Below are 26,944 nucleotides of genomic sequence, written 5' to 3'. Positions count from 1 at the left end.
CAGGGGCGCGGGGCTGTATCGATATGCGGCTCCGCCGCGTGGGCGCGACAAGCCCCCACCGGCCCGCAGTCGCAACACAACAGAACAACCGAGCTATTAGGCGCCCCCCACCGCGGTCAGCAGAGCAAGTGGCGCCGCCGCAGACCGAGACTCCCGCACGCACGCATGCGGATACGGCACCGGCTCCGCATGCGTATCCCGCCCGTACCCCGCGATCACCTCCGGCAGCCGATGCCCCGTCGCCGTCGCCGCGGCCACCAGCCCGTGGGCCACCGTGCGGGCCTCGTCGTGCAGGCCGTAGCGGGCCAGGCCCAGCGTGATCAGCGCGTTGTCGTGCGGCCAGACCGAGCCGCGGTGGTACGACAGCGGGTGGTACGCCGCCTGCCCCGCGGCCAGCGTGCGGACGCCCCAGCCGGAGAAGAAGTCCGGCTCCAGCAGTCGTCGGCCCACCACCTCGCCGTACTCCTTGTCCAGCAGGCCCGACCACAGCAGGTGCCCGGCGTCCGAGGCGAGGGCGTCCACCTGGCGGCCCTCGCCGTCCAGGGCGAGGGCGGGGAAGGAGGCGTCCGGCATCCAGAAGTCCCGCTGGAAGCGGTCCCGCAGGTCTGTCGCCGCCTGCTCCAGCAGTGCCGCGTACGTGTCGTCCTTCCACACCGTGCGCGCGACGCCGGCCGTGCGGCGCAGGGCGTCGTAGGCGTAACCCTGGGCGCCCGCCGCCATCACCGGACCGCTCGCGCGCGTCCCGTCGGCGGAGCAGATCGCGCCGGGGGAGTCCTTCCAGTTCTGGTTGGCCAGGCCGCCCTGGTCGGCGCGGTAGACGAGGTAGCCGCGCGAGGTCAGGCCGCCGTGGTCCAGCATCCAGCCGATCGCCGCGCGGGCGTGGGGCTCCAGGCGGCGGGCCAGGTCCGTGTCCCCGGTCTGCTCGACGTACGCGCCGAGGAGGACGAGGAACAGTGGCGTGGCGTCGACCGAGCCGTAGTAGCGGCCGTAGGGGACCTGGCCGAAGTGCGCGAGTTCGCCGTGGCGGACCTCGTGGACGATCTTGCCCGGCTGGGCCACCGAGTCGGCGCCGGTCTCGGTGGCCTGGGTGGCGGCGAGGGCGGGGAGCGTGGCGGCTGCCAGCTGGGGGCGGTAGGGGAGGGTGAACAGCGAGGTCAGCAGGGCGTCACGGCCCAGCAGGGTGAGGAACCAGGGGGCGCCGGCGGCGGGGACGCGCAGTTCCTCGCCGTCCGGGCCGGTCGCCGGGATCTGCAGCGCCGCGAGGTCGGCGAGGCCCCGCGCGCAGGCCGCCGCCAGTTCCGGCCAGCCCGTCGGGAAGGGGACGCCCTCCACGAACTCGCCTTCGAGGGAGAGGAGTTGGTTGTTGAGGGCGGCGGGGGACGCCGGGACGCGCAGGGTTCGCTTGTCGCCATGGGGGCGGGCCATCACTCGTAGGGTGAGTTCCGCGGTGCCGTGCGGGTCGAGGTCGAGGGTCCATACGAGGCGTCGGGCGCCGGTGCCTGTCTCCTCCACGGCGTCGGGGACGGGTTCGGCCGTCACCGTCGTACAGGAACGCCACTCCCCGCGCTGGTAGCCGAACTCCACGCCGTCGTCGAGGATCTGGCGGGAGCGGGTGGCGCCGATCTTGGTGTACGTGCGGTGGTCGGAGCGCAGTTCGAACTGGTCCGTGAAGTCGGCGTCCGCGGTGACCGCCAGGCGGACCGTAGTCGGCACGGGGCGGTTGCTGGTGATCCGGAGGGATTCGACGAACGATCCGTCGCCGACCGCCTGTTCACGGAAGACCGTGTACGCGGGTGGCTCCTGCCGGCCGCCGCGCGGGACGAGGACACAGCGTGCCGTGTCCCCGTCCGCGACCGGCGTGAGCGACTCCGGCACCGCGCCGTCGACCGTCAGTTGCCAACGGCTCAGGTGGCGGGCGTCGCGCACGAACAATCCGGCCGGTGAGCCGGCTCCCCGTACCCCGTTGATGTCCCCGTTGTCGCCCACGGCCGCGAACGTCCCGCCGCGCACGAGCAGATGATGCCGGTCCGTCATGCCCGGTCCCCTCCCTTGTCACTCATCTCGAACGTCTCGACGCCCGTGGGGGACACGTCGTGTCCGGGGCGCGAATGGAGCAGATCCAGCGCGAGCGCGGCGGTCCAGCCGAAGCCGAGTGCTCCGCAGGGCTCGCCGGTGTACGGGTCGACGTACTCCGCGAATCCGGAGGCGTCGGCGATGTCGAGGACGGCCTCCCGCAGGGCGTCGGCGCTCTGCTCCTCGCCGTGGGTGCGCAGGCCGCGCTCCAGCAGCCAGCTGGTGTTGAACCAGGCCGGGCCCCGCCAGTAGCGGTGCGGGTCGAAGGCTTCGCCGAGGAGGTCGTAGGAGGGGGGTAGCCGGGTGGTCGCGCCCAGCCCGAAGTGGGGGCCGTGGAGGGTGCGGACCAGTGTCTGCACGATGTCGTGGGGGAGGCCGGGGAGGAGGAGCGGGACGAGGCCGGAGACGCTGCGCTCGGGGACGAGGGCGCCGCTGCCCAGGTCACGGCACAGGAACATGCCGGTCGGAGCGTCCCACAGGCGGTCCACCAGGGCCGTCGTCAGTCGTTCCGCGCGGGCGTGCCTCGCCGTGCCCGGTGCGCCCAGTTCCGCCGCGATCCGGGCCAGCGCGTGCTCGGAGGCGATGAGCAGGGCGTTGAACGCCGGGTCCTCCACCGCGAAGCCGCCGCCGTCATCGGCGTACCCGGCGTCCCGGTAGTCCGTCGCCAGGCGTACGTACCGGCCGTAGTCCAGGTCCGTCGGGCGGTCCTCGGGGGCGCCGTGGGCGAGGTCGGCGCGGCGGAAGGAGCGGGAGGGGGCGGGGGTGACGCGGGACAGCGGGGCGTCCCAGCAGGGGCTGTTGTCCATACCCTGTTCCCAGGGGTGGACGACCGACGCGAGGCCGCCTCCGCCCAGGTCGCGGCGGTGCAGGAGGTAGCGGTGCCAGGCGGCCAGGCGGGGGTGGACGCGGGTGAGGAAGCCGCGGGCGCGGGACAGGCCCGGGTCGGCGCGGTGCACCAGCCAGGCCGCCAGCGCGTGTACCGGTGGCTGCACGATGCCGGAGGTCTGTACGGTGCGCGGGGCGCCCGCAGCGCGCCCCGCGGTCGAGGAGCGCCAGAAGTCGGGGCTCGGGAAGTACGCGTCCAGCGGGACGGAGGGGTTGAAGACGATGTGCGGGATCCGCCCGTCCTCCCACTGGGCGGCGAGCAGCGTCTCCAGCTCCGTCTGTGCCCGCAGCGGCGACAGGTGCCGCAGGCCGATCGCGATGAACGCCGAGTCCCAGGACCACTGGTGCGGGTACAGGCTGCGCGAGGGGACGGTGGAGGCGCCCGTCCAGTTCTCCTCCAGCACCCGGCCGGCCCTCACGTGCAGCGCGGTCGGCGCGGGCGGTGGATCGTATGCAACAGGGTGCTGCGCCGCGCGGCTGGTGAGTTGGGCAGTGCGATCCACTCGGGGCTCCCCGAAAGACGTCCGGCCGACCGGTTCGGTCTGGTCCACCATAGAGTTACGTCTATTTAACACGCAAAACCCAATATGTAATGCAAGGTTGAGAAACACAAGGGGGTGCGCATGACCGGACGCAGCCAGGCCAGCGCCGGCGATCTGCTCGAACTGGTGCGCAGTGGGCGCGCGACCACGCGCGGGGCGCTCCAGCAGGTCACCGGACTGTCCCGGGCCACCGTCGGTCAGCGCCTCGACCGCCTCTTCCGCGCGGGGTGGCTGCGCGAGGGCGCCGGCGGCCCGGTCGACTCGCCTCTCGGCGGCCGTCCCTCCATCACCCTGGAGTTCGACGACGAACACGCCGTGGTCCTCGCCGCCGACCTCGACACCCGCCACGCGCGCGCGGCCGTCCTCTCCCTGACCGGCGAGATCCTCGCCGAACACACCGGCACGCTCGTCATCGAGGACGGCCCGGACGCCGTGCTCGGCGGCCTTGGGCGGTGGTTCGCGCAGGTGCTGGAGAAGGCCGGGCGGCCCGCGGGCGCGGTGTGCGGGATCGGGCTCGGGGTGCCGGGGCCCGTCGACAGTGAGACCGGCCGGGTCGTCCAGCCGCCGATCATGCCGGGCTGGGACGGCTACGACATACGCGGCCGCCTGGCCAGGGCGTTCACCGAGCACACGGGCGCCGGCCCGGTGCCGGTGCTGGTGGACAACGACGCGAACCTCATGGCGTACGGCGAACAGCGCACGGGGTATCCCGACTGCTCGGCCTTTGTGCTGGTCAAGGTGTCGACCGGTATCGGTGCGGGGGTGGTGGTCGACGGGGCCGTCTACCGCGGCATCGACGGGGGCGCGGGGGACATCGGGCACATACGGGTGGGCGCCGACGCGCTGTGCCGTTGCGGCTCGTACGGCTGTCTCGCCGCCGTCGCCAGCGGTGGCGCCGTGGCGCGGCGGCTGGCCGAGGCGGGTGTCGCGGCGGCGTCCGGTTCGGACGTGCGGGACCTGCTGGCGGCAGGGCATCCGGAGGCGGTCGGGTTCGCGCGGGAGGCCGGGCGGCTCGTGGGGGACGTGCTGGCGACCGTCGTCACACTGCTCAACCCCGGGGTACTGATGATCGCGGGCGACTTGGCCGGAACTCCGTTCCTGACCGGGGTGCGGGAGCTGCTGTACCAGCGGGCGCTGCCCCGCTCCACGGCCCACCTGGACGTGGTCACCTCGCGGCTCGGTGAGCGGGCGGGGCTGGTCGGGGCCGGGGCGCTGGTCGTGGAGCATCTGTACGCGCCCGAACGGGCGGAGGAACGGCTGCTGGCGATGGGTGTGTGAAGCGTCCGCATGGTGAAATCCGATGCTCTGTGGGAGCGTGATTCTCGCCACCCTTGATAAGGGTTGCGCTCAGATGAGCGGATCTTGAGCGGCTGCACTTCCTCAAGTGGTGGCACTGGGTGCCACCCTTCGATCGTTCATCGATCGAAAACAGATGTCGAGGTCGGGCGCTCGTTTGAGCGGAATACCTCACCGGTGGGCAGTGATGCCTTCATGAAGTGAAAACATCAGTGCTTGGTTGCTTGCCTTCCCTTGACTTTCGATCCACTGGCGGACGGATGGTTACGGGCGTATGACACGTGAGTGGACGTACCCAGACGCCTTCGATCTGGGTATGTTCCTCGCCGTTAGGGCAGCCACCGCGTCCTCGAGGAGTCGAGACCCGTGTCGGAAAACAAAGAACCCCACGTAGCGAAGTTCGTTTACGACTTCACCGAGGGAAACAAGGACCTCAAGGACCTCCTGGGTGGCAAGGGCGCGAACCTCGCCGAGATGACCAACCTGGGACTCCCCGTTCCCCCGGGCTTCACCATCACGACGGACGCCTGCAAGGTCTACCTGGACAGCGGTGAGGAGCCCGCGGCACTGCGTGACGAGGTGAGTGCGCACCTCGACGCGCTGGAGTCCCGGATGGGCAAGAAGCTCGGCCAGCCGGACAACCCCCTGCTCGTCTCCGTCCGCTCCGGCGCCAAGTTCTCCATGCCCGGCATGATGGACACGGTCCTGAACATCGGTCTCTCCGACAAGTCCGTGAAGGGCCTCGCCGACCAGGCCGGCGACGAGCGCTTCGCGTGGGACTCCTACCGCCGCCTCATCCAGATGTTCGGCAAGACCGTCCTCGGCGTCGACGGCGACCTCTTCGAGGAGGCCCTCGACAAGGCCAAGGAGGCCAAGAAGGTCACCGTCGACACCGAGCTGGACGCCGCCGAGCTGAAGAAGCTGGTCGCCACCTTCAAGAAGATCGTCAAGAAGGAGGCCGGCCGGGACTTCCCGCAGGACCCGCGCGAGCAGATGGACCTCGCCATCCACGCGGTCTTCGACTCCTGGAACACCGACCGCGCCAAGCTCTACCGCCGCCAGGAGCGCATCCCGCACGACCTCGGCACGGCCGTCAACGTCTGTTCGATGGTCTTCGGCAACCTCGGCCCCGACTCCGGCACCGGCGTCGCCTTCACCCGCGACCCCGCCTCCGGCCACCAGGGCGTCTACGGCGACTACCTGCAGAACGCGCAGGGCGAGGACGTCGTCGCGGGCATCCGCAACACCGTGCCGCTCGCGGAGCTGGAGCAGATCGACAAGAAGTCGTACGACCAGCTGATGCAGATCATGGAGACGCTGGAGAACCACTACAAGGACCTCTGCGACATCGAGTTCACCATCGAGCGCGGCCAGCTGTGGATGCTGCAGACCCGCGTCGGCAAGCGGACCGCGGGCGCGGCCTTCCGTATCGCCACCCAGTTGGTGGACCAGGGGCTGATCGACGAGACCGAGGCGCTGCAGCGCGTCAACGGCGCTCAGCTCGCCCAGCTGATGTTCCCGAAGTTCGACGAGGAGGCGAAGGTCGCGCAGGTCGGCCGGGGCATCGCGGCCTCGCCGGGCGCGGCGGTCGGCAAGGCGGTCTTCGACTCGTACACCGCCGTGAAGTGGTCCCGTTCGGGTGAGAAGGTCATCCTGGTGCGCCGGGAGACCAACCCCGACGACCTCGACGGCATGATCGCGGCCGAGGGCATCCTCACCTCCCGCGGCGGCAAGACCTCCCACGCGGCCGTCGTCGCGCGCGGCATGGGCAAGACCTGCGTGTGCGGCGCGGAGGAGCTCGAGGTCGACACCAAGCGCCGTCGGATGACGATTCCCGGTGGTCACGTGGTCGAGGAAGGCGACGTGATCTCCATCGACGGTTCGTCCGGCAAGGTCTACCTGGGCGAGGTCCCGGTGGTGCCCTCCCCGGTCGTGGAGTACTTCGAGGGCCGGATGCACGCCGGCGCCCAGGACGCCGACGAACTCGTCGAGGCCGTGCACCGGATCATGGCCTTCGCCGACCGCAAGCGCCGGCTGCGGGTGCGGGCCAACGCGGACAACGCCGAGGACGCGCTGCGCGCCCGTCGCTTCGGCGCCCAGGGCATCGGGCTGTGCCGTACCGAGCACATGTTCCTGGGCGAGCGCCGCGAGATGGTCGAGAAGCTGATCCTCGCCGACACCCAGGACGAGCGGGAGGCCGCCCTCGCGGAGCTGCTGCCGCTGCAGAAGAAGGACTTCGTCGAGCTGTTCTCGGCGATGGACGGCCTGCCGGTGACGGTACGGCTGCTCGACCCGCCGCTGCACGAGTTCCTGCCGGACATCACCGAGCTGTCGGTGCGGGTCGCCCTCGCCGAGTCCCGCCAGGAGTCCCACGAGAACGACCTGCGGCTGCTCCAGGCGGTGCACCGGCTGCACGAGCAGAACCCGATGCTGGGTCTGCGCGGTGTGCGCCTCGGCCTGGTCATCCCCGGCCTGTTCACCATGCAGGTCCGGGCGATCGCCGAGGCCGCCGCCGAGCGCAAGAACGCCAAGGGCGACCCGCGCGCCGAGATCATGATCCCGCTCGTCGGCACGGTCCAGGAGCTGGAGATCGTGCGCGAGGAGGCCGACCAGGTCATCGCCGAGGTCGAGGCGGCCACCGGGACGCAGCTCAAGCTCGCCATCGGCACGATGATCGAACTCCCGCGCGCCGCCCTGACCGCCGGGCAGATCGCCGAGGCGGCGGAGTTCTTCAGCTTCGGCACGAACGACCTGACCCAGACGGTGTGGGGCTTCAGCCGCGACGACGTGGAGGCCTCCTTCTTCACGGCCTACCTGGAGAAGGGCATCTTCGGCGTCTCCCCCTTCGAGACGATCGACAAGGACGGCGTCGGCTCCCTGGTGAAGGCGGCGGCGACGGCGGGCCGCGCGACCCGTCCCGACCTCAAGCTCGGCGTCTGCGGCGAGCACGGCGGCGACCCGGAGTCGGTCCACTTCTTCCACGAGGTGGGTCTGGACTACGTCTCCTGCTCCCCGTTCCGCATCCCGGTCGCGCGGCTGGAGGCGGGGCGCGCGGCCACCGAGTCGACGGGCAGCGACCACCGCTGACCCGCTGACTCCGCGACCGCCGCCCGTCCCCGACCCTCGACACCGATGGACGGCGGTCGCGGATCACGAAGGAGGGGCGTCACCCTGTGCGGGGGTGACGCCCCTCTCGTACGTTGGAGGCCAAGGTACGTACCTCGGCGAGGAGTGGCGGTTCATGTCCGGCTGGAACACGCACGACATCCCCGACCAGCACGGCCGCGTCGCCGTCGTCACCGGGGCCAACAGCGGCCTCGGGTACGTCGTCGCGCGGGAGTTGGCGCGCAAGGGCGCGCGGGTGGTGCTCGCCTGCCGGAGCGGGGCACGGGGGAGCGCCGCCGTCGACCGGGTGGTGGCCGAAGTGCCGGGCGCGGTGGCCGACTTCGCGCGGCTCGACCTCGGGGACCTCACGTCCGTGCGGGAGTTCGCGGAGCGCTTCCCGCACGAGCGGCTCGATCTGCTCGTCAACAACGCCGGGGTGATGGCGCTGCCGTACGGGACGACGGCGGACGGGTTCGAGACGCAGTTCGGCGTCAACCACCTCGGGCACTTCGCGCTGACCGGGCTGCTCGCACCGGTGCTGCTCGCGACGCCGGGCGCCAGGGTCGTCAACGTCTCCAGCGGGATGCACGCACTGGCCAACGTCGACCTGGACGACGTCAACGGCGCGCGCCGCTACCGGCGTTGGATCGCCTACGCCCGGTCCAAGAGCGCCAACCTGCTCTTCACCCACGAGCTGGCACGCAGGCTGGCGGCGCACGGCGCGGACGTCGTCGCGGCCGCCGCGCACCCCGGGTACGCGGCCACCAACCTGCAGACCGCCGGGCCCCGGATGGAGGGGCGCAGGCTGACGGAACGGCTGGTGGAGTTCGGCAACCGGATCGTCGCACAGTCCGCGGAGTCCGGTGCGCTGCCGCTGCTGTACGCGGCGACCGCCCCCGACGTGAAGCCCGACTCCTTCACCGGACCGGCGCTCATGATGTGGCGCGGCGCTCCGGCGCCCTCGTGGCGGGCACCATGGACGCTCGACGACGCGGCGGGGGAACGCCTTTGGGTGGCCTCGGAACGACTGACGGGCGTCGCGTACGAGGTGCTGAAGGCGTGACGGGGGGTCAGTGACCCCGGTCCCGCCGGACCGTGAAGAAGGCCGGCACCGCCAGCGCCGCCGTGCCGGATGCCACCGCCAGGGCGGCGGGGAGGCAGTGGCCGGCGATCGCGCCTGCGACCGCCGCGCCCACGGCGAACCCGGTGATCTTCAGGCTGGCGCCGGTGGTGAAGATCTGGCCGCGCAGCCGGTCCGGGGCCTCCCGGTGCCGTATCGCGAACAGCGCGGTGAGCTGGGGGCCTGCGCCCACGCCGGTGAGCAGGGCGGCGGCGACGAGCAGGGCCGGGTGGGCGGTCGCCGCCAGGGCCAGTGCCGCGGCCTGGACGACGGCGCCGGCCCAGATCGCCGTGTCCGGGGCGAGCGTACGCGGACGTTTCGCCAGCAGGGCGTTGGCCACGAGGGACGACACGGCCGCACAGGACAGCAGCAACGCCCCGCGCCCGGACCCGCCGAGCGCCCGGGCCCCGAGCAGCGGAACACAGGCGGTGAACATCCCCTCGGCCGTGCAGCACAGCACCGAGGCGAGCGTCGCCCGGGCGAGCGGGGGGCACCGCACGATGAAGCGGAGACCGGCGGCGAGGGGCACGCGCGGTGGGGCGTGGGTGGTGCTTCGGTCGTGGGACGTCGGTAAGCGCCAGGCGACGGGGGCCGCCAGGGCGACGAGGGTCACCGCGAGGACCACCGCCGTCGGTGCGCCCAGCGTCTCGGCCGCCGCGCCCGCGAGGGCCGGTCCGGCGAGGCTCGCGGTGGTGAAGGTCATCGCGTCCAGGGCGTTGGCGCGGGGCAGCGCGTCGCCCGCCACCACGCGGGGGAGCTGGGCCGTCCAGCCACCGGAGAGTGCCGGTCCGAGCAGCCCCGTGCACACCGCGATCAGGACGGTGAGGGGGAGGGGCAGGCGCCCGAGCCCGAGCAGGATCGCCGCCACTCCGGCGCCGTATGCGGCCAGTGCGCAGGCCAGCAGGCGGCCCGGGCGTGACGATCGGTCCAGGAACGCGCCGAGCAGCGGTCCGCCGACTGCCGCGGCGGCGTTGAGCCCGGCAAGCAGCGACGCGGCGGCCGACGCGGAGCCGGTCATGGCGAAACCAGCCAGCATCATGGCCGGTCCGGACATCTCGTCGCCGGTACGGGCGGACACCGCTCCAGCGAAATAGGAGGCTGCCGCGTAACGCCTTGTCATCGTCAACACGTTACGTGGGTAACCCCAAAGTGGGTCAACATGCGTTACCTTCGGTCGGTGTCACCTCCCTCCGGCGACTGGACCACCCGCCACTCCGTCCTGACCATGGCCCGACGTGCCGCGGCCCTCGTCAACGTCCTCACCGCCGACCGTCCGGACCCGGACGAGGTCGCCGAGGTCCTGCGCGCGTACGGCGAGCGGGAACCTCTCGACCTGGCCGGCGACGACATCGCCGACCTGCGTGCGGCCGCGGTCCTGCTGCGGGAGGTCTTCCTCGCCGCCGACGTCGACATCGCCGCCGCGACCCTCAACCGATTGCTGAGCGAGAACACCGGCCCGCTCCGGCTGACCTCCCACGACGGCGGCACCCCATGGCACCCCCACCTGGACCGCGCCGACGACGGCCCTTGGGGCGCCTGGCTGCTGGCGTCCTCCTGCCTGGCGCTGACGGTCCTCGTCTGGGACCACCAGCGTCCTCCCGGCCGGCTGTGCGCCTCGTCCGACTGCCGGCAGGTCTTCGTCACCCAGGGCGCCGGCCCCGAACGCCGCTACTGCTCCCGCCGTTGCGCGACCCGCGAACGGGTCGCGGCCCACCGGCGGGCGAAGCGCAGCCAGGGTCCCTCCTGAGGAGCCGGGGAGGTCAGAAGGCGCCCTGGTCAGTCGGCGCGGACCGGGTACGTCGCGACCCGTACCGTCTCGTCGTCCAGGCACTGCCCCGACAGCAGGTCGAAGCGCTGCTTGAGCAACGGTGAGGCGACGAACGGGCGGCCCTGGTGGGTGCCGGTCAGGCCGCGGGAGAGGACCGCCGCGCCGCCGAAGGGGTCGCGGTTGTCGATGGCGTACAGATTGCCGTTGCGGTCCCGGAAGAGGGCGGCCTGACGGCCGTCCGGCAGGAGCGCGGCCACGCCCCGCCCGGGAACCAGTTGGGTGAGGTCGCAGACCGTGAACCAGTCGTCCGCGAGCCGGAGTTGGACCTTGAGGTCGGTCGTCTCGGGTGCCAGGGTCATCGCTGGGCGCTTCCTTCCAGGGGACGGTGGCCGATGGTGAGCAGCGGCAGGTCGGGCTTGATCTGGTCGCGCTCCGGGACGAAGCCGACGACCGGGTCGGGGGTGTCGGGGGCGTTGACGAAGGACACGAACCGGGCGAGCTTCTCCGGGTCGTTGATGGTCTCGGCCCACTCGTCGCGGTAGTGGGCGACATGGGCCGCCATCAGGGACTCCAGCTCCTCGCAGATGCCGAGGGAGTCCTCCACGACGACCTCGCGCACGTGGTCCAGGCCGCCGGGGATCCGCTCCAGCCAGGTCGAGGTGCGCTCCAGGCGGTCGGCGGTGCGGATGTAGAACATCAGGAACCGGTCGATCAGGCGCACCAGTTCCGCGTCCGACAGGTCCTGCGCGAGCAGGTCCGCGTGGCGCGGGGTGGCACCGCCGTTGCCGGCCACGTACAGGTTCCAGCCGTTGGCGGTGGCGATCACGCCGAAGTCCTTCGACTGGGCCTCGGCGCACTCGCGGGCACACCCGGAGACCGCCGACTTCAGCTTGTGCGGGGAGCGCAGGCCCCGGTAGCGCAGCTCCAGGTCGATGGCCATGCGCACCGAGTCCTGCACGCCGTAACGGCACCAGGTCTGGCCCACACAGGACTTCACCGTCCGCAGCGCCTTGCCGTAGGCGTGCCCGGACTCGAAGCCGGCGTCCACCAACCGGGCCCAGATCAGCGGGAGTTGTTCGACGCGGGCGCCGAACATGTCGATCCGCTGACCGCCGGTGATCTTCGTGTAGAGGCCGAAGTCGCGGGCGATCTCACCGATCACGATGAGGCCCTCGGGGGTGATCTCCCCGCCGGGGATGCGCGGGACGACCGAGTAGGAGCCGTTCTTCTGCAGGTTGGCCAGGAAGTGGTCGTTGCTGTCCTGCAGCGCCGCCTGCTCGCCGTCCAGGACGTAGCCGCTCGCGCCGATCGCCGGGGCGAGGGAGGCGATGATCGAGCCGACCGCCGGCTTGCAGATCTCGCAGCCGTCGCCGCCCCGGGCGCCCTCGCGGCCGTACCGGTCGAGCAGGTCCTGGTAGGTGTTGATGCGCAGGGCGAGGACGATCTCGTACAGCTCCTCGCGGGTCTGGGAGAAGCAGCCGCACAGGCCCTTGTCGACCTCGACGCCGGACGCCTCCAGCTCGGCGTCGACCAACTGGCCGAGCACCTTGACGCAACTGCCGCACGTGGTACCGGCCTTGGTGCACTTCTTCACCTCGGGCACGGTCGTGCACCGGTGGTCGGTGACCGCGCCGCGGATCGTGCCCTTGGTGACGTTGTTGCAGGAGCAGATGATCGCGTCGTCCGGCAGGGCCGTCGGGCCGAGCTGGACCGACTCGCCGGCCCCGGCGGGCAGCACCAGCGACTCCGGCTTGACCGGCGGGACGGAGCCGGTGAACGCCTTCAGCGTGCCGTACGCCTCCGCGTCGCCGACCAGGATGCCGCCGAGCAGCGTGCCGTCGCGGCCGATGACCAGCTTCTTGTACAGGCCCGAGCGGGAGTCGGAGTAGACGACGTCCAGGCAGTCCTCGGTGGTGCCGTGCGCGTCACCGAAGGAGGCGACGTCGACGCCGAGCAGCTTCAGCTTGGTCGACAGGTCGGCGCCGGTGAACTCCGCCTCGTCCTCGGCGATCGTCGCCGCCGCCGTCTCCGCCTGCTCGTACCCGGGGGCGACCAGGCCGTACACCCGGCCGTCCGAGGCCAGCGCGCACTCGCCGATCGCGAAGACGTGCGGGTCGGAGACCGTACGGCACTGCTCGTCGACGGTGATGCCGCCGCGCTCGCCGACGGTGAGCCCGCAGTCCCGGGCGAGCTGGTCGCGGGGGCGGACACCGGCGCTGAACACCACCAGGTCGGTGGCGAGTTCGGAACCGTCGGACAGCTTCATGCCGGTCACGGCACCCGACTCGTCGACGACGATCTCCTGCGTGCCCACGCCCGTGTGGACCGTCAGGCCCATCTCCTCGATGGTGCGCAGCAGCGCGGCCCCGCCGCCCTCGTCCACCTGGACGGGCATCAGCCGGGGCGCGAACTCCACGATGTGGGAGGTGAGTCCGAGGCCCTTCAGTGCACCGGCCGCCTCGAGCCCGAGCAGACCGCCGCCGACCACCGCGCCGGTGGTGGCCTTCGTCTTCGCGTACTCCTCGATCGCCAGCAGGTCCTCGATCGTGCGGTAGACGAAGCAGCCCTCGGCGTCCTTGTTCGGGACCGGGGGGACGAAGGGGTAGGAGCCGGTGGCGAGGACGAGGATGTCGTACTCGAAGACCTGGCCGGAGCGTGCCGTGACCGTCCGCGCCTCGCGGTCGACGGTCTCGGCAGGGTCGCCGACGTACAGCTCGATGCCGTGGTCGTCGATGAACTGAAGGTCCGTCATGGACAGTTCTTCGGGCGTCCTGCCCGAGAAGTACGAGGTGAGGGCGACGCGGTCGTACGCGGGACGCGGCTCCTCGCACAGCACGACCACCCGGTGCGTGGCGGTCAGGCCGCGCCCGGCGAGCGCTTCGAGGAAGCGCTGGCCGACCATGCCGTGGCCGACGAGCACGATCGTGGGGGTGCCGGTGGTCATCAGGAGCCTCCATCGTTGGTGAGCAGGTGGAGCAGGGGGCCGTCGTCGGGGAGCGGCTCTGCTCCCTCCCAGGCGCGGGCGAGCGCGCCGACGGTGCCGAGTTCGCCGACGAGGACCCCGCCGACCAGGCGGTCGTCGCGGACGACGACCTTGCGGTAGGTGCCACGGGTGGCGTCCGCGAGCTGGACGACGTCGTCCCCGGGACGCGGCTCCGTCTCGCCGAACGCGGCGAGGTCGAAGAAACCCTCACCGGCGAGGGTGAGCCGGGTGAGCGAACGGGTGCCGGCGTAACGGGCGTTCGCGTCGCCCGCCAGCGACTCGGCCAGTACCTCGGCCTGTTCGAGCGCCGGGGTGGCGAGCCCGTACACCGTGCCGTCGTGCTGGACGCAGTCGCCGATCGCCCGGATGTGCGGGTCGGAGGTGCGCAGTTCGTCGTCGACGAGGATGCCCTTGTGGACGGCGAGACCCGCGGCCTGCGCCAGGCCGACGCGGGGGTGCACCCCGCAGGCGAGGACCACCAGGTCGGCGTCGAGGGCGTACCCGTCGGCCATCTCGACCGAGCGGACCACCCCGCCGACACAGCGCACGTCCCGCACCCGGCACTCGGTGTGGATCTCCACGCCGAGGTCCTTCAGATGCCGCCGGACGAGCTTCGATGCGGTCGGGTCGAGCTGATGCTCCATCAGGCGCTCGGCCTGCTGGGCGAGCACGACCTGCGCGCCGCGCTGGGCCAGCGCCCGGGCCGCGGACACCCCGAGGAGCCCGCCGCCGATGACGACGGCGCGCACCCCCGGCCGTACCGCCTTGGACAGGCTCAGGCAGTCGTCCATGGTGCGGAACGCGTGCACACCTACGGGCAGTTCGTGGTCCGCAGTGAACAGGCCGCGCAGGGGCGGGAGCACCGGGTTGGAGCCGGTGGCCAGGACCAGCGTGTCGTATGCGATCTTCGAGCCGTCCGCGAGGTGTACGGCTCTCACCTCGCGGTCGATGCCCGTGACCCGCCCGCGGATCAGCTCCGCGGGCGCGGGCAGCGCGATGACGTCGGGGCTGTACCGCCCGGCCAGCACCTCGGCGAGGAGCACCCGGTTGTACGGGCGGTGCTCCTCCTCGCCGACGAGCGTCACGGGCGTGCCGAGCTCACCGAGCCGCCGGGCGAGCCGGACGCCCGCGAGGCCGGCGCCGATCACCACCACACGCGTATTCGAGGTCATGTCCAGGAGCGTGCGATGCCGGTGTTACCCGACCGCATCACATCTGTTTCCCGTGAGGAACGCTGCCCTCTTCAGGAGCGCGGCCGGGGTGTGAGGGTTCGGCGTACGCGCCGGGTGTGTGGTGTGAGATCGGCCGGGGCGGGACCGGCCGCACCACCGGTTTCCGTGCGGGCACCATCGTCTACGACCGGACGCGCGGCGAGCCCGGATCCATCGGTTTCACCAGCTCACGCCCGGGGGGAAGCGGCAGGGACGCAGTCCGGAACGTCCCGGTTCACGCCACCGTCGCCGCACGGGTGAGGCGGGTGGTGGGCGAGCCGTCATCGCCGGCACCTGGCGCCGTCTCGCCGACCCTGCCGGCTGGTGTGGCGTGCGTCCCACCGTCGCTCATTCTGCCGGAAAAGCAGTCGGAGCCGGCGCGGGTGCGAGGCTACGGTGACCCCGTGACCACTCAGGTGATCGTGCTCAACGGCGGCTCCAGCAGCGGCAAGTCGGGCCTCGTGCGGTGTCTTCAGGCGGTGTTGCCCGAGCCGTGGCTGGCCTTCGCGATCGACACGTTCGTGGACTCCCTGCCGGCGTCCCTGCGCGCCTCGCTCGCCGGGATCGAGTTCGCCCCGGACGGCACGGTGACCGTCGGACCGGAGTTCTCGAGACTCGAACAGGCCTGGATGGAGGGCGTCGCGGCCACGGCACGCGCGGACGCCCCCGTCATCGTCGACGACGTCTTCCTCGGCGGCGCGGACTCCCAGAGCCGCTGGCGCAAGGCCCTGACCGGCCTGGACGCGCTCTGGGTCGGCGTCCGCTGCGCCCCCGCCGTCGCCGCCGGCCGCGAGCTCGCCCGCGGTGACCGGCCCCCCGGGATGGCGGAGCGGCAGGCGGAACTGGTCCACCGGGGCGTGGTCTACGACATGGAGGTGGACACCACCCACACCGAGTCCCTGGTGTGTGCCCGCACCATCGCGGACGCTCTGGTCACCGGCTCCGGCTCCCGGTGAGGTGCGCGAACACGACCACGTTCCCCTGGTAGCCGGTCGCCCGCGAATACCCCCCGCCGCAGGTGATCACCCGCAGCTCGGGCCGGTCGGCGGCGCCGTAGACCTTCTCGTCGGGGAAGTCGGTCGCCTTGTAGACGGCGATCGCGTCGACGGTGAACACGGCGACGCTGCCGTCACGCCGGTCGACCTCCACCGACGCGCCCTTCTTCAGGGCCCCGAGGGAGTAGAAGACGGCGGGCCCGTCGGCGTTGTCGACGTGCCCGGCGACGATCGCCGTACCGGTCTCGCCGGGAGTGGTACCGGCCTCGTACCAGCCGGCCAGGTTCTTCTTCGTGGCTGGCGGGACGGCGAGGCTGCCGGACGGGGTGAGACCGAGGCCGGTCAGCGGGGCGTCGACGCGGATGGAGGGGATGCGGATGCGGTCGGGTGGGGAGGGCGGCAGCGCGGGCGCCGACCGCGTCGCACCGTGGCCCTCGTGCGCCTCGGCCGCCGCGGGCTGCGGCGGGGCGTGCGTGCCGGCGCCGCCGCTCAGCAGCCACGCGCCGGAGCAGAGCGCGGCCACCGTCACGGCCGCTATCGCGGTGTTCACCAACCTGCGCATTCGATCCTCCCGGAGGGACCCGGTCCCCCTCCGGGCCGCGAGGGGCGTCGGACCCGGAGGGGGAGGGACATGCGGTACCGCGGACGGACAGCGGAGGGTGTCCGTCAGATCCCGTCGCCTCTCGCTCGGCGATGCAGGAGCCAGGTACCGCCCGCGGCGGCGACGGCGAGGGCCGCCACCCCGGCCGCGGTCTGCACGGGGTCGGGGCCCATCACGCCCCCGACCCCCGTCTTCACACTTCCCCGGGGCTGCACCTGCCCACGGGGCGCGCTCAGCGTCACCACCAGGTCGCCCGAGACCTGCCGTCGGCCCTCGGCGCACTCCGCGACGATCTCGTACGTCCCCTGCTGCGCGCTCTCCGGCACCCGGAACTGCCCGATCGCCTCGCCCTCGTGCGCGCTCGGCGCGAGCGTGAAGGCGCCGGCACCCACCGCGCTGGCGTCTCCCGCGGCCGTCCCCGCGTCGCCGCACGCCGCGGTGTTCACGCTGACCTCGCCGCCGGGCACGACGGAGGACGGGTACACCTCCAGACTGCCGCCGCCGTCATCGCCGTACGCGGGCGCCGCGACGCCTCCCGCGGCGACGACGGCGAGCGCGGCAGCGGTCAGCAGACGGGCGGTACGGCGCATCAATGCTCCCTCGAGCGTCTTCGGTGTCCTCTGCCCTACCGAGCAAAGTCCCAGCGAGCCGAGCGCGCTTCCTGAGGGAGTGTCAGAAGTGGGGCGAACGGGTGTCGGCCACCTCCCCACCGAACCCGATCAGCCGACGTATCGGCAGGTCACCGGCTTGGGGCGGGTCGGCAGAGAAGAGAACCCGAAGGGCGCAGACGGAGCGTGTGAACGGGTGACCCGCTCACGAAACCCCCTCGCCGCCCCCACCGCCCCTGGGGCATGCCGCCACCGTGATCGATCGGGAGACCGCGGTCAGAATCGTCGAGGACGGACTGGAGCGGGAGCGTCGGGTGTGGGCGGAGCGCGGGGTGGACCCGGTGCCCGGGGCGGTGGCCGGCGTCAGGGAGCACGAACTGGTGTGGCTCGTCTCGGTGCAGTCCGAGGAGTATCTGCGCACGTCGGACTGGCGGCACATGCTCGTGGGCGGCGGCCCGTACCTGGTCGACCGGGTCGACGGAGGGCTGCACCGGATCGGTTCGGTCTCCTCCGCCACCGGGGCGTGGGAAGCCGACTACAGGTCCCGCATCCGGGGGCTCGTGCGGCGCACGGCCGTGGACGACCTCCACGACGAGGTCCGGGCGATGGCGACCGCACGCGGACGGAACCACGCCATGCGCGTCCTGCGCGAAAGGCCGCCGACGCTCACGCCCGCGGATGCCCTCGCGTACGTGAGCGGGTTGCGGCAAGGGGACGTTCCGGCCCGCCTGGTGGCCGTGGCGCCCCAGGCGCTGGCGCGGCCTGTCGATCCGGTGCTCACCGTGGAGACCATCCGTCCGGGCCGGCGTCCCGTTGCTGGTGACGGCGTCAGTTCACATTGACCGCGCTCCAGGCCGCCGCCACCGCGTTGTACTCCGTGCTCCCGGCGCCGTACAGATCCTTCGCTGCGTTCAGCGTCGCCGTTCGCGCGCCCGCGTAGTTCGTCGACGACGTCATGTAGACCGTCAGGGCCCGGTACCAGATCTGCCCCAGCTTCTCCCGGCCGATCCCGGTGACCGTGGAGCCGTTGTACGTGGGCGAGTTGTAGCTCACCCCGTTGATCGTCTTCGGGCCGCTGCCCTCTGCCAGGAGGTAGGCGAAGTGGTTCGCGACGCCCGAGGAGTAGTGGACGTCGAGGTTCCCGACGGACGAACTCCAGTAGTCCGCGGAAGCGCCGTCCCGCGACGGCTTGTCCATGTAGCGCAGGGCCTCCCGGCCGAAGCCGGACCGCACGACCTTCTCGCCGATGAGGTAGTCCCCGGGATCGGAGGGGCTGTTGGCGTACCACTCGACCAGCGTGCCGAGGATGTCGGAGGTGGCCTCGTTCAGGCCGCCGGACTCGCCGGAGTACGTCAGGGCCGCCGTCTTCGACGTGACGCCGTGCGTCATCTCGTGACCGGCCACGTCCAGCGACACCAGCGGCCCGAACGTCGTACCGTCACCGTCGCCGTACGTCATGCAGAAGCAACTGTCGTCCCAGAACGCGTTGTTGTACGCGGTGCCGTAGTGGACCCGATTGTACGAGCCCTTGCCGTCGCCGGCGATGCCGAGGCGCCCGAACTCGCTCTTGTAGAAGTCCCAGGTGACGTCCGTCCCGTACTGCGCGTCCACCGCCGCCGAGGAGCGGTCGGCCGTCGTCCCCGTGCCCCAGTGGTTGTCGGTGTCCGTGAACACCGTCGACGGAGCCCGGCTGACGCAGATGCTGGTCAGGAAGCACAGGTCGGTCTTGTTCGCCGCGTCACCGGTGTACGTGTTCCCGCGCGTCGGGTCCTTGAGCTGGTAGGTCGATCCCGACAGCGTGGTCTGCAGCGGAACCGTGCCGCTGTACAGCGACTTGCCGTCCCCCGTCGCCGTCTCGATGTCGTCCCAGGCGTCGATCTGCCGCCCGGTGGCGGCGTCCGTGATCACCGTGCGGGCCACGGGGTTGCCGAGGGTGTCCTGCGCCGTGACGTTCGTCCGCCAGGCGAGCTTGGGCTTCCCGTGCAGGGCGTCGACCACCAGTTGCGGCCGGGCGGTCAGCCGCCTCAGCGTCTCGCCCAGGTTCACCGCGCGCAGCGCGTTCGCCGCGATGTCGGCTGCCTTCGGGGCGGACACCGAGGGGACGATGGAGGCGAGGGATATCTCGCCCCTCGTCGCCCGGTTCGCGCCGCGGTACGCGCCGTCCCGGGCCAGGTGGACCACGAAGTCCCCGCCCAGCACCGGGAGCTGACGGTACGTCCGGTCGTAACGAACGTGCTGCGTACCGTCCTTGTCGACGATCACGTCCCGCACCGAGGTCCCCTCGGCGGAGGTGAGCCCGAGACTCGCGGCATGCGCCAGGAGCGCCGACGCCGCGTTCGCGATCACACCGGACCTGGTCGGTCTGTCGGCGGCGACGGCGGCGGGGGAGAGGGCGGAGGCCAGCAGGGTGGCGGCGGTGGCGGCCACGCCGGCGGTGGCGAGACGACGGGAACCTCGGACGTGCGGCCGTATCCGGCTCATCGATCTCCTCGGGAAGGCGCGGGCGAGCGCGTGGGGACGGGAGGGCGTTGACCATGATTTAAGGGGCCATGACAGCCGCGGGTAAAGGGCGAGGACGAGGAGGTGTGTGTGGAGAGAGAATCGTTTTTGTGAGTTTCCACCTCCCCTTCTTCGTCTACGGCACCCTCCGCCCCGGCGAGACCAACCACGACCTCTTCCTGCGGGGCCGCACCCACAGCGAGGAACCGGCCCGGCTGAACGGCTCGGTGCTGTACGACGGCCCCGGCTACCCCTACGCCGTGGACGAGCCCGGCGGCACGGTGCAAGGGGACCTGGTGAGCGCCCTTCCCGAGCGGTACGAGGAACTGCTCGTCGCCCTCGACCGGTTGGAGGAGTACGCGCCCGACAATCCGCGCAGCCTCTACGAACGGGTCCCGCGCGAGGTGCGCCGCGAGGCCGACGGGACCGTCGTACGGGCATGGGTGTACCTCGCCGCCCCCTCCGTCGCCGCCCGGCTGCGTGCCCGCGGCAGGCTCATCCAGAGCGGGGACTGGCGGATCAGGAGTTGACGGTCTCCAGCCGCACCGCGCACGCCTTGAACTCCGGCATCCGCGACGTCGGGTCCAGCGCCGGGTTGGTGAGGGAGTTGGCGCGGCCCTCGCCCGGCCAGTGGAACGGCATGAACACCGTGTCCGGGCGAATGGCGGTGGTGATGCGGGCCGGCGCCACGGCACGCCCGCGCCGCGAGACCACGGCCACCGGATCGCCCTCCGCCGCTCCGAGCCGCGCCGCCAGCCGCGGGTGCAGCTCCACGAACGGGCCCGGAGCGGCGGCGTTCAGTTCGTCGACGCGGCGGGTCTGGGCGCCGGACTGGTACTGCGCGACGACCCGCCCCGTCGTCAGCAGGACCGGGTACTCGGCGTCCGGCTCCTCCGCGATCGGCCGGTGCGAGACCGACACGAACCGCGCCCGCCCGTCCGGCGTGGCGAAACGGTCGAGGAAGAGGCGGGGCGTGCCGGGATGGACGTCGCCGTCCGTCACTCGGGTGTCCTGCGGCTGCCCGTCCGCCGGGCACGGCCAGAACACACCGTTCTCCTCGGCGAGTCGGCGGTAGGTGATGCCGGAGTAGTCCGCGAGTCCGCCCGCGCTGGCCCGGCGCAGTTCCTCGAAGACCTCCTCGGGATCCGTCGGGAACCCCTTCTCCACGCCGAGCCGGTCGGCCAGCTCGTGCAGGACCTCCAGGTCGCTGCGGACGCCCTCGGGAGGGCTGATCGCCCGCCGGCGCAACAGCACCCGGCCCTCGAGGTTGGTGGTGGTGCCGGTCTCCTCGGCCCACTGCGTCACGGGGAGGACGACGTCGGCGTGAGCTGCGGTTTCGGACAGCACCATGTCACATACCACCAGGAGGTCCAGCGACTTGAGCCGCTCCTCCACATGCCCCGCCCGCGGCGCCGACACCACCGGGTTGGACCCCATCAACAGCAACGCCCGGACATCGTCGCCCAGCGCGTCCAGCAACTCGTAGGCACTGCGCCCCGGCCCGGGAAGCGAGTCCGGGTCCACTCCCCACACCTCGGCCACGTGCCGACGCGCCGCCGGGTCGTCGAGCTTCCGGTAGCCCGGCAACTGGTCGGCCTTCTGCCCGTGTTCGCGCCCGCCCTGGCCGTTGCCCTGCCCGGTCAGACACCCGTACCCGCTCAGCGGGCGACCCGCCCGCCCGGTCGCCAGGCACAGGTTGATCCACGCGCCGACCGTGTCCGTCCCCTTGGACTGCTGCTCGGGTCCGCGCGCGGTGAGCACCATCGCGGCCTCCGGCTCGCAGAACATCCGCACGGCTTCCCGGAGTTGGGGCACCGGTACGCCGGTGATCCGCTCCACGTACTCCGGCCAGTGCGCCATCGCCGCCGCCCGCGCCTCCTCCCAGCCGACGGTGCGCTCCGCCACGTACTCCTCGTCGACCCGGCCCTCGGCGACAACGAGGTGCAACAGCCCCAGCGCGAGGGCGAGATCGGTGCCGGGCCGCGGCGCGAGGTGCAGGTCGGCCTGCTCGGCGGTCCTGGTCCGCCGCGGGTCGACGACGATCAACGTGCCGCCGTTCTCCCGCAGTTCGGTGAAGAAGCGCAGCGAAGGCGGCATGGTCTCCGCGAGGTTCGAGCCGACGAGAATGACGCAGCCGGTCTTCGGGATGTCCTCCAGCGGGAAGGGCAGCCCCCGGTCGAGCCCGAACGCCTTGGTGCCGGCCGCCGCGGCCGAGGACATGCAGAAACGCCCGTTGTAGTCGATCTGCGAGGTGCCGAGCACGACTCGCGCGAACTTGCCGAGCGTGTACGCCTTCTCGTTCGTCAGCCCGCCCCCGCCGAAGACCCCGACCGCGTCCGGACCGTGCTCGGCCCTGATGCGACGGAGGTTCCCTGCGACACGGTCCAGTGCCTCGTCCCAGGTGGCGGGCACCAGAGTGCCCTCGGAGCGCACCAACGGGGAGGTCAGGCGCACCCGGGACGAGAGCACGGCCGGGGCCGTACGGCCCTTGCCGCACAGCGCGCCCCGGTTCACCGGGAAGTCCGCGCGCTCGCCCACCTCGACCGTGCCGTCCGGCGTGGGCGTCAGGTTCATCCCGCACTGCAGGGCGCAGTACGGGCAGTGGGTGGGCGTCACGGCGTTCTCCATACCGGCCAGCGTGCTTCGGCCGTGTTACGTCCGGGGCGGCCCCTTGTTACACGGGCGGGACGGCGACCTCCCCGCGCCGCGCCGGCCACCGTGAGCCGCCCGTCACCGCGCCCCGGCCAGCGCCTCGGCGACCCCCTTCTCCTTCGGCCCGAGGAAACGGGGGCCCGGGTGGAACACGACGTCCAGCGCCGCCTTGCCCGCCGCGAACAGCTCCCGGGTGCCGCCGTAGTACCAGGTGACGTCGTGCTTGTCCTGGACACCGATGCCGTACGACGACACGCCCGCCGCCCGGCACAGCGCGAGGGCCCGGCGGATGTGGAAGCCCTGGCTGATCAGCACCGCCCGGTCCACGCCGAAGATCTTCCTCGCGCGCACGCAGGAGTCCCAGGTGTCGAACCCCGCGTAGTCGCTGACGATCCGGGATCCCGGCACGCCGTGCTTCGTCAGATAGGCCCGCATGGCGTCGGGCTCGTCGTAGTCCTTGCGGCTGTTGTCACCGGTGACGAGAACGACCTCGACGCGCTTGTTCCGGTACAGCGTGGCCGCCGCGTCGAGCCGGTGGGCGAGGTAGGGGGACGGCTCGCCGTTCCACAGGCCCGCGCCGAAGACGACGGCGACCTCGGTACGGGGCACGTCCGCGGTCGTCCGCAGCCCATCGCCCGTCGTGACGTACAACCAGGTCGACGGCAGCAGCGCGAGCACGCACACGGCCACGACGGCCTGCACGAGCCGCCGCTGTCCCGCACGGGTACGCGGCAGGCGCGGTCTGCGCAGCTCGGGTCGGTGCATCGGGCGATCCCCTCGTCGGTCGTGCTTTCGACAGCCAGAGACGTCCTGTCAGGACGCCCGGTTCGGCGTCTGCTGCGTGACCAGATTCACTACATCCAGTGAAGCCGCAGCTCACAGCGCCTCACACGGCGCACACCCCGCACCGTGAAGCGCCGGAAAACGCCCGTCATTCCCATGCAACGGGGCGGCAACCTCCCGCCGCGAGGATCGGTCCATGACGGACAGTACGGCGCACCTCCTGAGCCAGATCGGCCTCCGGCTCGCCAGCCAGCTCAGCCTCGTCTCTCTCGACGGCAGGCGGCGCCCCAGCCCGCCGGCGCTCGTCGTCGTGGCGCACGGCAGCCGCGATCCGCGCGCCCTGAGCACGGTCCGCGCCCTGCTGGACCGCGTCCGCGAGCAGCGCCCGGGCCTCCCCGTCCACCTCGGGCACATCGAACTGAACGCCCCGCTGCTCCCCGACACCCTGACCGACCTCGGCACGGCCCAGGCGGTCCTCGTCCCCCTCCTGCTCAGCCGCGGATACCACATCAAGCGGGACATCCCCGAGATGGCGGCCCGCTCCGAGGTACGCGCGCGCGTGGCCGAAGCGCTGGGCCCCCACCCCCTGCTCGTGGACGCCCTGTACGCCCGCCTGGTCGAGGCCGGCTGGCGCACCCGCATGGACGAGGCGACGCGCCGCGTCAGCGCCGTCGTCCTCGCGGCGGCGGGCTCCCGCGACCCCGAGTCCAAGGTCGACACCAACCGCACAGCCGAACTCCTGTCCGACCGCCTGGGCGTCCCGGTGGTCCCGGCCTACGCGACGACGGCGGCCCCGACGGTCCCGGACGCGATCCAGGCCTTGGCGGCACGGGGCCGCCACCGGGTGGCGGTGGCTTCGTACTTCACGGCCCCAGGGCGCTTCGCGACGGAGTGCGCAGAAGCGGCCCCGTGGATCGCGTCGGCTCCCTTGGGCACCCACCCGGCAATGGTGGAACTTCTCCTCCACCGTTACGACAACGCCGCCAGGGGCGCGGGGCTGGGTCAAGGTGCGGCTGCGCCGCGGGGCGCGATCAACCCCACACCACCCGCACTCGCCGTATGACAGATCCCGGCAGCCCCTTCGGCGGAATGTCACTCCTTGCCCGTACTGTCAAGACATGCCGTACGACGCGCAGTCCACAGAACGCTGGGCCCCCGAACCCGACAAACGCCCCGGCCGCACAGCCTTCCAACGCGACCGCGCCCGCGTACTCCACTCAGCCGCACTCAGAAGGCTCGCGGGTAAGACCCAGGTCGTCACCCCAGGAACCCGTACCCAGATGTGGGACGCCAGCCCCCGCACCCGCCTGACCCACTCCCTGGAGTGCGCCCAGGTCGGCCGCGAACTCGGCGCAGCCCTCGGCTGTGACCCCGACCTGGTCGAGGCCGCCTGCCTCTCCCACGACCTCGGCCACCCCCCCTTCGGCCACAACGGAGAACACGCGCTGAACGCGTTCGCCGAGGACTGCGGCGGCTTCGAGGGCAACGCCCAGTCCCTGAGACTCCTCACCCGCATCGAACCCAAACGGTTCACCTCGGAGGGTTCGGTCGGCCTCAACCTCACCCGCGCCACCCTCGACGCCGCCACCAAGTACCCGTGGCCCCGAGGCGCGCACCCCACCGACCCGGCATCCCCCAAGTTCGGTGTCTACGAGGACGACCGCCCCGTCTTCGACTGGATCCGCAAGGACGCCCCCGGCACCCGCACCACCTTCGAGGCGCAGGTCATGGACTGGTCGGACGACGTGGCGTACTCGGTGCACGACGTCGAGGACGGCCTGCACGCCGGCCACATCGACCCGAACTCCCTGCACGCGGAACCGGAGCGCCAGGAGGTCTTCGCGGTCGCCGTCGGACGGTACGTCGCCGCCGACACCGACCCGGCGGAGCTGTCCGCCGCCCTCGACCGCCTCCAGGACCAGGACTGGTGGCCGCACGGCTACGACGGCTCCGCGGTCGCCCAGGCCCGCCTCAAGGACGCCACCAGCCAGCTCATCGGCCGCTTCTGCCTCGCCGCCGAGGCCGCCACCCGCGCCGCGTACGGCTCCGGCCGGCTCACCCGGTACGACGCCGAACTCGTCGTACCGCGCGAGACGCGGCTGGAATGCGCGGTGCTCAAGGCGGTCGCCGACCGGTACGTCATGCAGCGCGCCGAGCAGGAGCGGCTGCGGGCCGATCAGCGCGTCGTGGTGGCCGAACTGGCGCGGGCGCTCACCGTGCGTGCACCCGACGGTCTCGACCCGCAGTTCCGCGCGCTGTTCGACCAGGCCGGGGACGACCGGGCGCGCAAGCGGGTGATCGTGGACCAGATCGCCTCACTGACGGACGCCTCGGCCCGGTCGCTTCACGCGCGTCTGGCGGGGAAGGCGAGAGACTGACGCGACATGAGTGACCCGGTTTGCGCCCGAATGTGACCCTCCGTGGCCTGATCGGGCCACTCCCTCTTCCCCCCTCACACTCCGTGCGGGACGCTCGCATGTGGCGGCACCCGCTGTGTTACCCGGGGGGACACCCCTCGGACACCCCCGTAGGAGGCATCAAGTGGTCGACGCGGATCAGACATTCGTCATCGTCGGAGGCGGCCTGGCCGGCGCGAAGGCGGCCGAGACGCTCCGAGCGGAGGGCTTCAGCGGGCGCGTGATACTGATCTGCGACGAGCGCGACCACCCCTACGAGCGCCCCCCGCTCTCCAAGGGCTACCTGCTGGGCAAGGAGGAACGCGACAGCGTCTTCGTCCACGAACCCGCCTGGTACGCGCGCAACGACATCGAGCTGCACCTCGGCGAGACCGTCGACGCCATCGACCGCGCCGCGAAGACGGTCCGCTTCGGGGAGGACGGCACCCTCGTCCGCTACGACAAACTGCTCCTGGCGACCGGCGCCGAGCCGCGCCGCCTCGACATCCCGGGCACCGACCTGGCGGGCGTCCACCACCTGCGCCGCCTCGCGCACGCCGAACGGCTCAAGGGAGTGCTCGCCGCCCTCGGCCGGGACAACGGCCACCTCGTGATCGCGGGCGCCGGCTGGATCGGCCTGGAGGTCGCGGCGGCGGCCCGGGAGTACGGGGCCGAGGTCACCGTCGTGGAGCCGCTGGCCACCCCGTTGCACGCCATCCTCGGGCCCGAGCTCGGCAACCTCTTCGCCGAGCTGCACCGCGGGCACGGCGTCCGCTTCCACTTCGGCGCACGGCTGACCGAGATCGTCGGCCAGGACGGCATGGTGCTCGCGGCCCGTACCGACGACGGCGAGGAGCACCCCGCGCACGACGTCCTCGCGGCGATCGGCGCGGCCCCCCGCACCGCGCTCGCGGAGGCGGCGGGCCTGGAGATCGCCGACCGGGCGCACGGCGGGGGAGTGGTGGTCGACGAGCAGCTGCGCACCTCCGACCCCGACATCCACGCCGCGGGCGACGTCGCCTCCTTCCACCACGCCCTCTTCGACACCCGGCTACGCGTCGAGCACTGGGCCAACGCCCTCAACGGCGGCCCGGCGGCGGCTCGCGCGATGCTGGGCCAGAGCCTCACCTACGACCGCGTGCCCTACTTCTTCTCCGACCAGTACGACCTGGGGATGGAGTACAGCGGCTGGGCGCCCCCGGGGTCGTACGACGAGGTGGTGATCCGCGGGGACGCGGGGAAGCGTGAGTTCATCGCCTTCTGGGTGAAGGACGACCGGGTGCTGGCCGGGATGAACGTGAACGTGTGGGACGTCACGGAACCCATCCAGAAGCTGATCAGGTCGAAGACCCGGGTGAACACGGACTCCCTGGCGGACCCCCACGTTCCGCTCGAAAGCCTCGTCCCGTAGGTGTCACACCGCCACC

21 protein-coding genes are annotated in these 26,944 nt (G+C 72.0%); 10 read left to right on the top strand and 11 right to left on the bottom strand.

The features are described 5' to 3' along the window. Positions 1-96: 96 nt before the first annotated feature. Entirely contained in the window at positions 97-2,034 is a 1,938-nt protein-coding gene (locus ACIRVK_RS14435) for a glycogen debranching N-terminal domain-containing protein (protein WP_404246719.1), read from the bottom strand. Continuing rightward, complete coding sequence (locus ACIRVK_RS14430) at positions 2,031-3,461, bottom strand: MGH1-like glycoside hydrolase domain-containing protein (protein ID WP_404246717.1); 1,431 nt, start codon at positions 3,459-3,461, stop codon at positions 2,031-2,033. The genes ACIRVK_RS14435 and ACIRVK_RS14430 overlap by 4 nt, the downstream gene beginning before the upstream one ends. 120 nt (positions 3,462-3,581) lie before the next feature. On the opposite strand from ACIRVK_RS14430, the gene ACIRVK_RS14425 reads away from it, so the two are divergent. From ACIRVK_RS14425 to ACIRVK_RS14415, 3 genes are all read left to right on the top strand, one after another. Then, complete coding sequence (locus ACIRVK_RS14425; RefSeq protein ID WP_404246715.1) at positions 3,582-4,778, top strand: ROK family protein; 1,197 nt, start codon at positions 3,582-3,584, stop codon at positions 4,776-4,778. Between the two features lie 384 nt (positions 4,779-5,162). Beyond that, entirely contained in the window at positions 5,163-7,883 is a 2,721-nt protein-coding gene (gene ppdK / locus ACIRVK_RS14420) for a pyruvate, phosphate dikinase (RefSeq protein ID WP_404246713.1), read from the top strand. Positions 7,884-8,037: 154 nt separating this feature from the next. After that, entirely contained in the window at positions 8,038-8,964 is a 927-nt protein-coding gene (locus ACIRVK_RS14415; RefSeq protein WP_404246711.1) for an oxidoreductase, read from the top strand. Between the two features lie 7 nt (positions 8,965-8,971). Here ACIRVK_RS14415 and ACIRVK_RS14410 read toward each other — a convergent pair whose 3' ends face one another. After that, complete coding sequence (locus ACIRVK_RS14410) at positions 8,972-10,141, bottom strand: MFS transporter (protein WP_404246709.1); 1,170 nt, start codon at positions 10,139-10,141, stop codon at positions 8,972-8,974. A gap of 39 nt (positions 10,142-10,180) precedes the next feature. On the opposite strand from ACIRVK_RS14410, the gene ACIRVK_RS14405 reads away from it, so the two are divergent. Further along, positions 10,181-10,768, top strand: coding sequence for a CGNR zinc finger domain-containing protein (locus ACIRVK_RS14405; RefSeq protein ID WP_404246707.1), 588 nt, complete (start codon positions 10,181-10,183; stop codon positions 10,766-10,768). Positions 10,769-10,797: 29 nt separating this feature from the next. Here ACIRVK_RS14405 and nirD read toward each other — a convergent pair whose 3' ends face one another. The 3 genes from nirD to ACIRVK_RS14390 are packed head-to-tail and all read right to left on the bottom strand — an operon-like array spanning position 10,798 to position 14,944. Next, the gene (gene nirD, locus ACIRVK_RS14400) at positions 10,798-11,148 is read right to left on the bottom strand and encodes a nitrite reductase small subunit NirD (RefSeq protein ID WP_404246705.1); all 351 of its coding nucleotides are present in this window, start codon (positions 11,146-11,148) and stop codon (positions 10,798-10,800) included. Further along, on the bottom strand, positions 11,145-13,733 hold the full coding sequence (nirB, locus tag ACIRVK_RS14395) for a nitrite reductase large subunit NirB (protein ID WP_404246703.1): 2,589 nt from the start codon (positions 13,731-13,733) through the stop codon (positions 11,145-11,147). Before nirB ends, nirD begins: the two co-directional genes overlap by 4 nt. Then, the gene (locus tag ACIRVK_RS14390) at positions 13,733-14,944 is read right to left on the bottom strand and encodes an NAD(P)/FAD-dependent oxidoreductase (protein WP_404246701.1); all 1,212 of its coding nucleotides are present in this window, start codon (positions 14,942-14,944) and stop codon (positions 13,733-13,735) included. Before ACIRVK_RS14390 ends, nirB begins: the two co-directional genes overlap by 1 nt. Before the next feature lie 443 nt (positions 14,945-15,387). On the opposite strand from ACIRVK_RS14390, the gene cpt reads away from it, so the two are divergent. Next, positions 15,388-15,939: a chloramphenicol phosphotransferase CPT gene (gene cpt, locus ACIRVK_RS14385; protein WP_404246699.1), complete on the top strand. Its 552-nt coding sequence runs from the start codon at positions 15,388-15,390 to the stop codon at positions 15,937-15,939. Here cpt and ACIRVK_RS14380 read toward each other — a convergent pair. Beyond that, the gene (locus ACIRVK_RS14380) at positions 15,917-16,540 is read right to left on the bottom strand and encodes a class F sortase (RefSeq protein WP_404246697.1); all 624 of its coding nucleotides are present in this window, start codon (positions 16,538-16,540) and stop codon (positions 15,917-15,919) included. The two genes, cpt and ACIRVK_RS14380, sit on opposite strands and share 23 nt — an antisense overlap. A gap of 104 nt (positions 16,541-16,644) precedes the next feature. Beyond that, positions 16,645-17,169 (bottom strand): hypothetical protein, encoded by a 525-nt coding sequence (locus ACIRVK_RS14375; RefSeq protein ID WP_404246695.1) that lies wholly within the window; start codon positions 17,167-17,169, stop codon positions 16,645-16,647. Positions 17,170-17,441: 272 nt separating this feature from the next. Here ACIRVK_RS14375 and ACIRVK_RS14370 point away from each other — a divergent pair, with 272 nt between their 5' ends. Further along, positions 17,442-18,029, top strand: coding sequence for a YrhB domain-containing protein (locus tag ACIRVK_RS14370; RefSeq protein ID WP_404246693.1), 588 nt, complete (start codon positions 17,442-17,444; stop codon positions 18,027-18,029). Here the strand turns inward: ACIRVK_RS14370 and ACIRVK_RS14365 are convergent. Then, a complete protein-coding gene (locus ACIRVK_RS14365; protein WP_404246691.1) occupies positions 18,016-19,668 on the bottom strand; it encodes a M4 family metallopeptidase in 1,653 nt (550 codons plus the stop codon). The two genes, ACIRVK_RS14370 and ACIRVK_RS14365, sit on opposite strands and share 14 nt — an antisense overlap. A gap of 128 nt (positions 19,669-19,796) precedes the next feature. Between ACIRVK_RS14365 and ACIRVK_RS14360 the strand changes: the two genes are divergently transcribed. Continuing rightward, complete coding sequence (locus ACIRVK_RS14360) at positions 19,797-20,216, top strand: gamma-glutamylcyclotransferase family protein (RefSeq protein ID WP_404246689.1); 420 nt, start codon at positions 19,797-19,799, stop codon at positions 20,214-20,216. Here the strand turns inward: ACIRVK_RS14360 and ACIRVK_RS14355 are convergent. Further along, positions 20,206-22,314: a molybdopterin oxidoreductase family protein gene (locus tag ACIRVK_RS14355; protein WP_404246687.1), complete on the bottom strand. Its 2,109-nt coding sequence runs from the start codon at positions 22,312-22,314 to the stop codon at positions 20,206-20,208. The two genes, ACIRVK_RS14360 and ACIRVK_RS14355, sit on opposite strands and share 11 nt — an antisense overlap. A 102-nt stretch (positions 22,315-22,416) precedes the next feature. Beyond that, positions 22,417-23,103, bottom strand: a complete 687-nt coding sequence (locus ACIRVK_RS14350) for a vancomycin high temperature exclusion protein (protein ID WP_404246685.1) — start codon at positions 23,101-23,103, stop codon at positions 22,417-22,419. 214 nt (positions 23,104-23,317) lie between these two features. On the opposite strand from ACIRVK_RS14350, the gene ACIRVK_RS14345 reads away from it, so the two are divergent. From ACIRVK_RS14345 to ACIRVK_RS14335, 3 genes are all read left to right on the top strand, one after another. Continuing rightward, positions 23,318-24,184, top strand: a complete 867-nt coding sequence (locus tag ACIRVK_RS14345; RefSeq protein WP_404246683.1) for a sirohydrochlorin chelatase — start codon at positions 23,318-23,320, stop codon at positions 24,182-24,184. 55 nt (positions 24,185-24,239) lie between these two features. Next, positions 24,240-25,499, top strand: a complete 1,260-nt coding sequence (locus ACIRVK_RS14340) for a deoxyguanosinetriphosphate triphosphohydrolase (protein WP_404246681.1) — start codon at positions 24,240-24,242, stop codon at positions 25,497-25,499. Positions 25,500-25,662: 163 nt separating this feature from the next. Continuing rightward, positions 25,663-26,928 carry an NAD(P)/FAD-dependent oxidoreductase gene (locus tag ACIRVK_RS14335; RefSeq protein WP_404246679.1) on the top strand — a complete coding sequence of 422 codons (1,266 nt, stop codon included), beginning with the start codon at positions 25,663-25,665 and terminating at the stop codon, positions 26,926-26,928. The last annotated feature ends 16 nt before the right edge of the window (positions 26,929-26,944 follow it).

Origin of the sequence: Streptomyces sp. NPDC101152, assembly GCF_044768275.1 — a bacterium.
In the GTDB taxonomy this organism is placed as follows: domain Bacteria; phylum Actinomycetota; class Actinomycetes; order Streptomycetales; family Streptomycetaceae; genus Streptomyces.
The sequence above is the reverse complement of the archived record's forward strand: the minus strand, read 5'-3'. Positions and strand labels throughout refer to the sequence as shown.

Excerpts from the sequence above, each read along its gene's own strand:
- ACIRVK_RS14410 (WP_404246709.1), bottom strand. The coding sequence starts at position 10,141 with ATGACAAGGCGTTACGCGGCAGCCTCCTATTTCGCTGGAGCGGTGTCC.
- ACIRVK_RS14355 (WP_404246687.1), bottom strand. The coding sequence starts at position 22,314 with ATGGAGAACGCCGTGACGCCCACCCACTGCCCGTACTGCGCCCTGCAG.
- ACIRVK_RS14415 (WP_404246711.1), top strand. The coding sequence starts at position 8,038 with ATGTCCGGCTGGAACACGCACGACATCCCCGACCAGCACGGCCGCGTC.
- ACIRVK_RS14350 (WP_404246685.1), bottom strand. The coding sequence starts at position 23,103 with ATGCACCGACCCGAGCTGCGCAGACCGCGCCTGCCGCGTACCCGTGCG.
- ACIRVK_RS14390 (WP_404246701.1), bottom strand. The coding sequence starts at position 14,944 with ATGACCTCGAATACGCGTGTGGTGGTGATCGGCGCCGGCCTCGCGGGC.
- ACIRVK_RS14345 (WP_404246683.1), top strand. The coding sequence starts at position 23,318 with ATGACGGACAGTACGGCGCACCTCCTGAGCCAGATCGGCCTCCGGCTC.
- ACIRVK_RS14425 (WP_404246715.1), top strand. The coding sequence starts at position 3,582 with ATGACCGGACGCAGCCAGGCCAGCGCCGGCGATCTGCTCGAACTGGTG.
- ACIRVK_RS14365 (WP_404246691.1), bottom strand. The coding sequence starts at position 19,668 with ATGAGCCGGATACGGCCGCACGTCCGAGGTTCCCGTCGTCTCGCCACC.
- ACIRVK_RS14375 (WP_404246695.1), bottom strand. The coding sequence starts at position 17,169 with ATGCGCCGTACCGCCCGTCTGCTGACCGCTGCCGCGCTCGCCGTCGTC.
- ACIRVK_RS14435 (WP_404246719.1), bottom strand. The coding sequence starts at position 2,034 with ATGACGGACCGGCATCATCTGCTCGTGCGCGGCGGGACGTTCGCGGCC.
- ACIRVK_RS14405 (WP_404246707.1), top strand. The coding sequence starts at position 10,181 with ATGCGTTACCTTCGGTCGGTGTCACCTCCCTCCGGCGACTGGACCACC.
- nirB (WP_404246703.1), bottom strand. The coding sequence starts at position 13,733 with ATGACCACCGGCACCCCCACGATCGTGCTCGTCGGCCACGGCATGGTC.
- nirD (WP_404246705.1), bottom strand. The coding sequence starts at position 11,148 with ATGACCCTGGCACCCGAGACGACCGACCTCAAGGTCCAACTCCGGCTC.
- ACIRVK_RS14380 (WP_404246697.1), bottom strand. The coding sequence starts at position 16,540 with ATGCGCAGGTTGGTGAACACCGCGATAGCGGCCGTGACGGTGGCCGCG.
- ACIRVK_RS14340 (WP_404246681.1), top strand. The coding sequence starts at position 24,240 with ATGCCGTACGACGCGCAGTCCACAGAACGCTGGGCCCCCGAACCCGAC.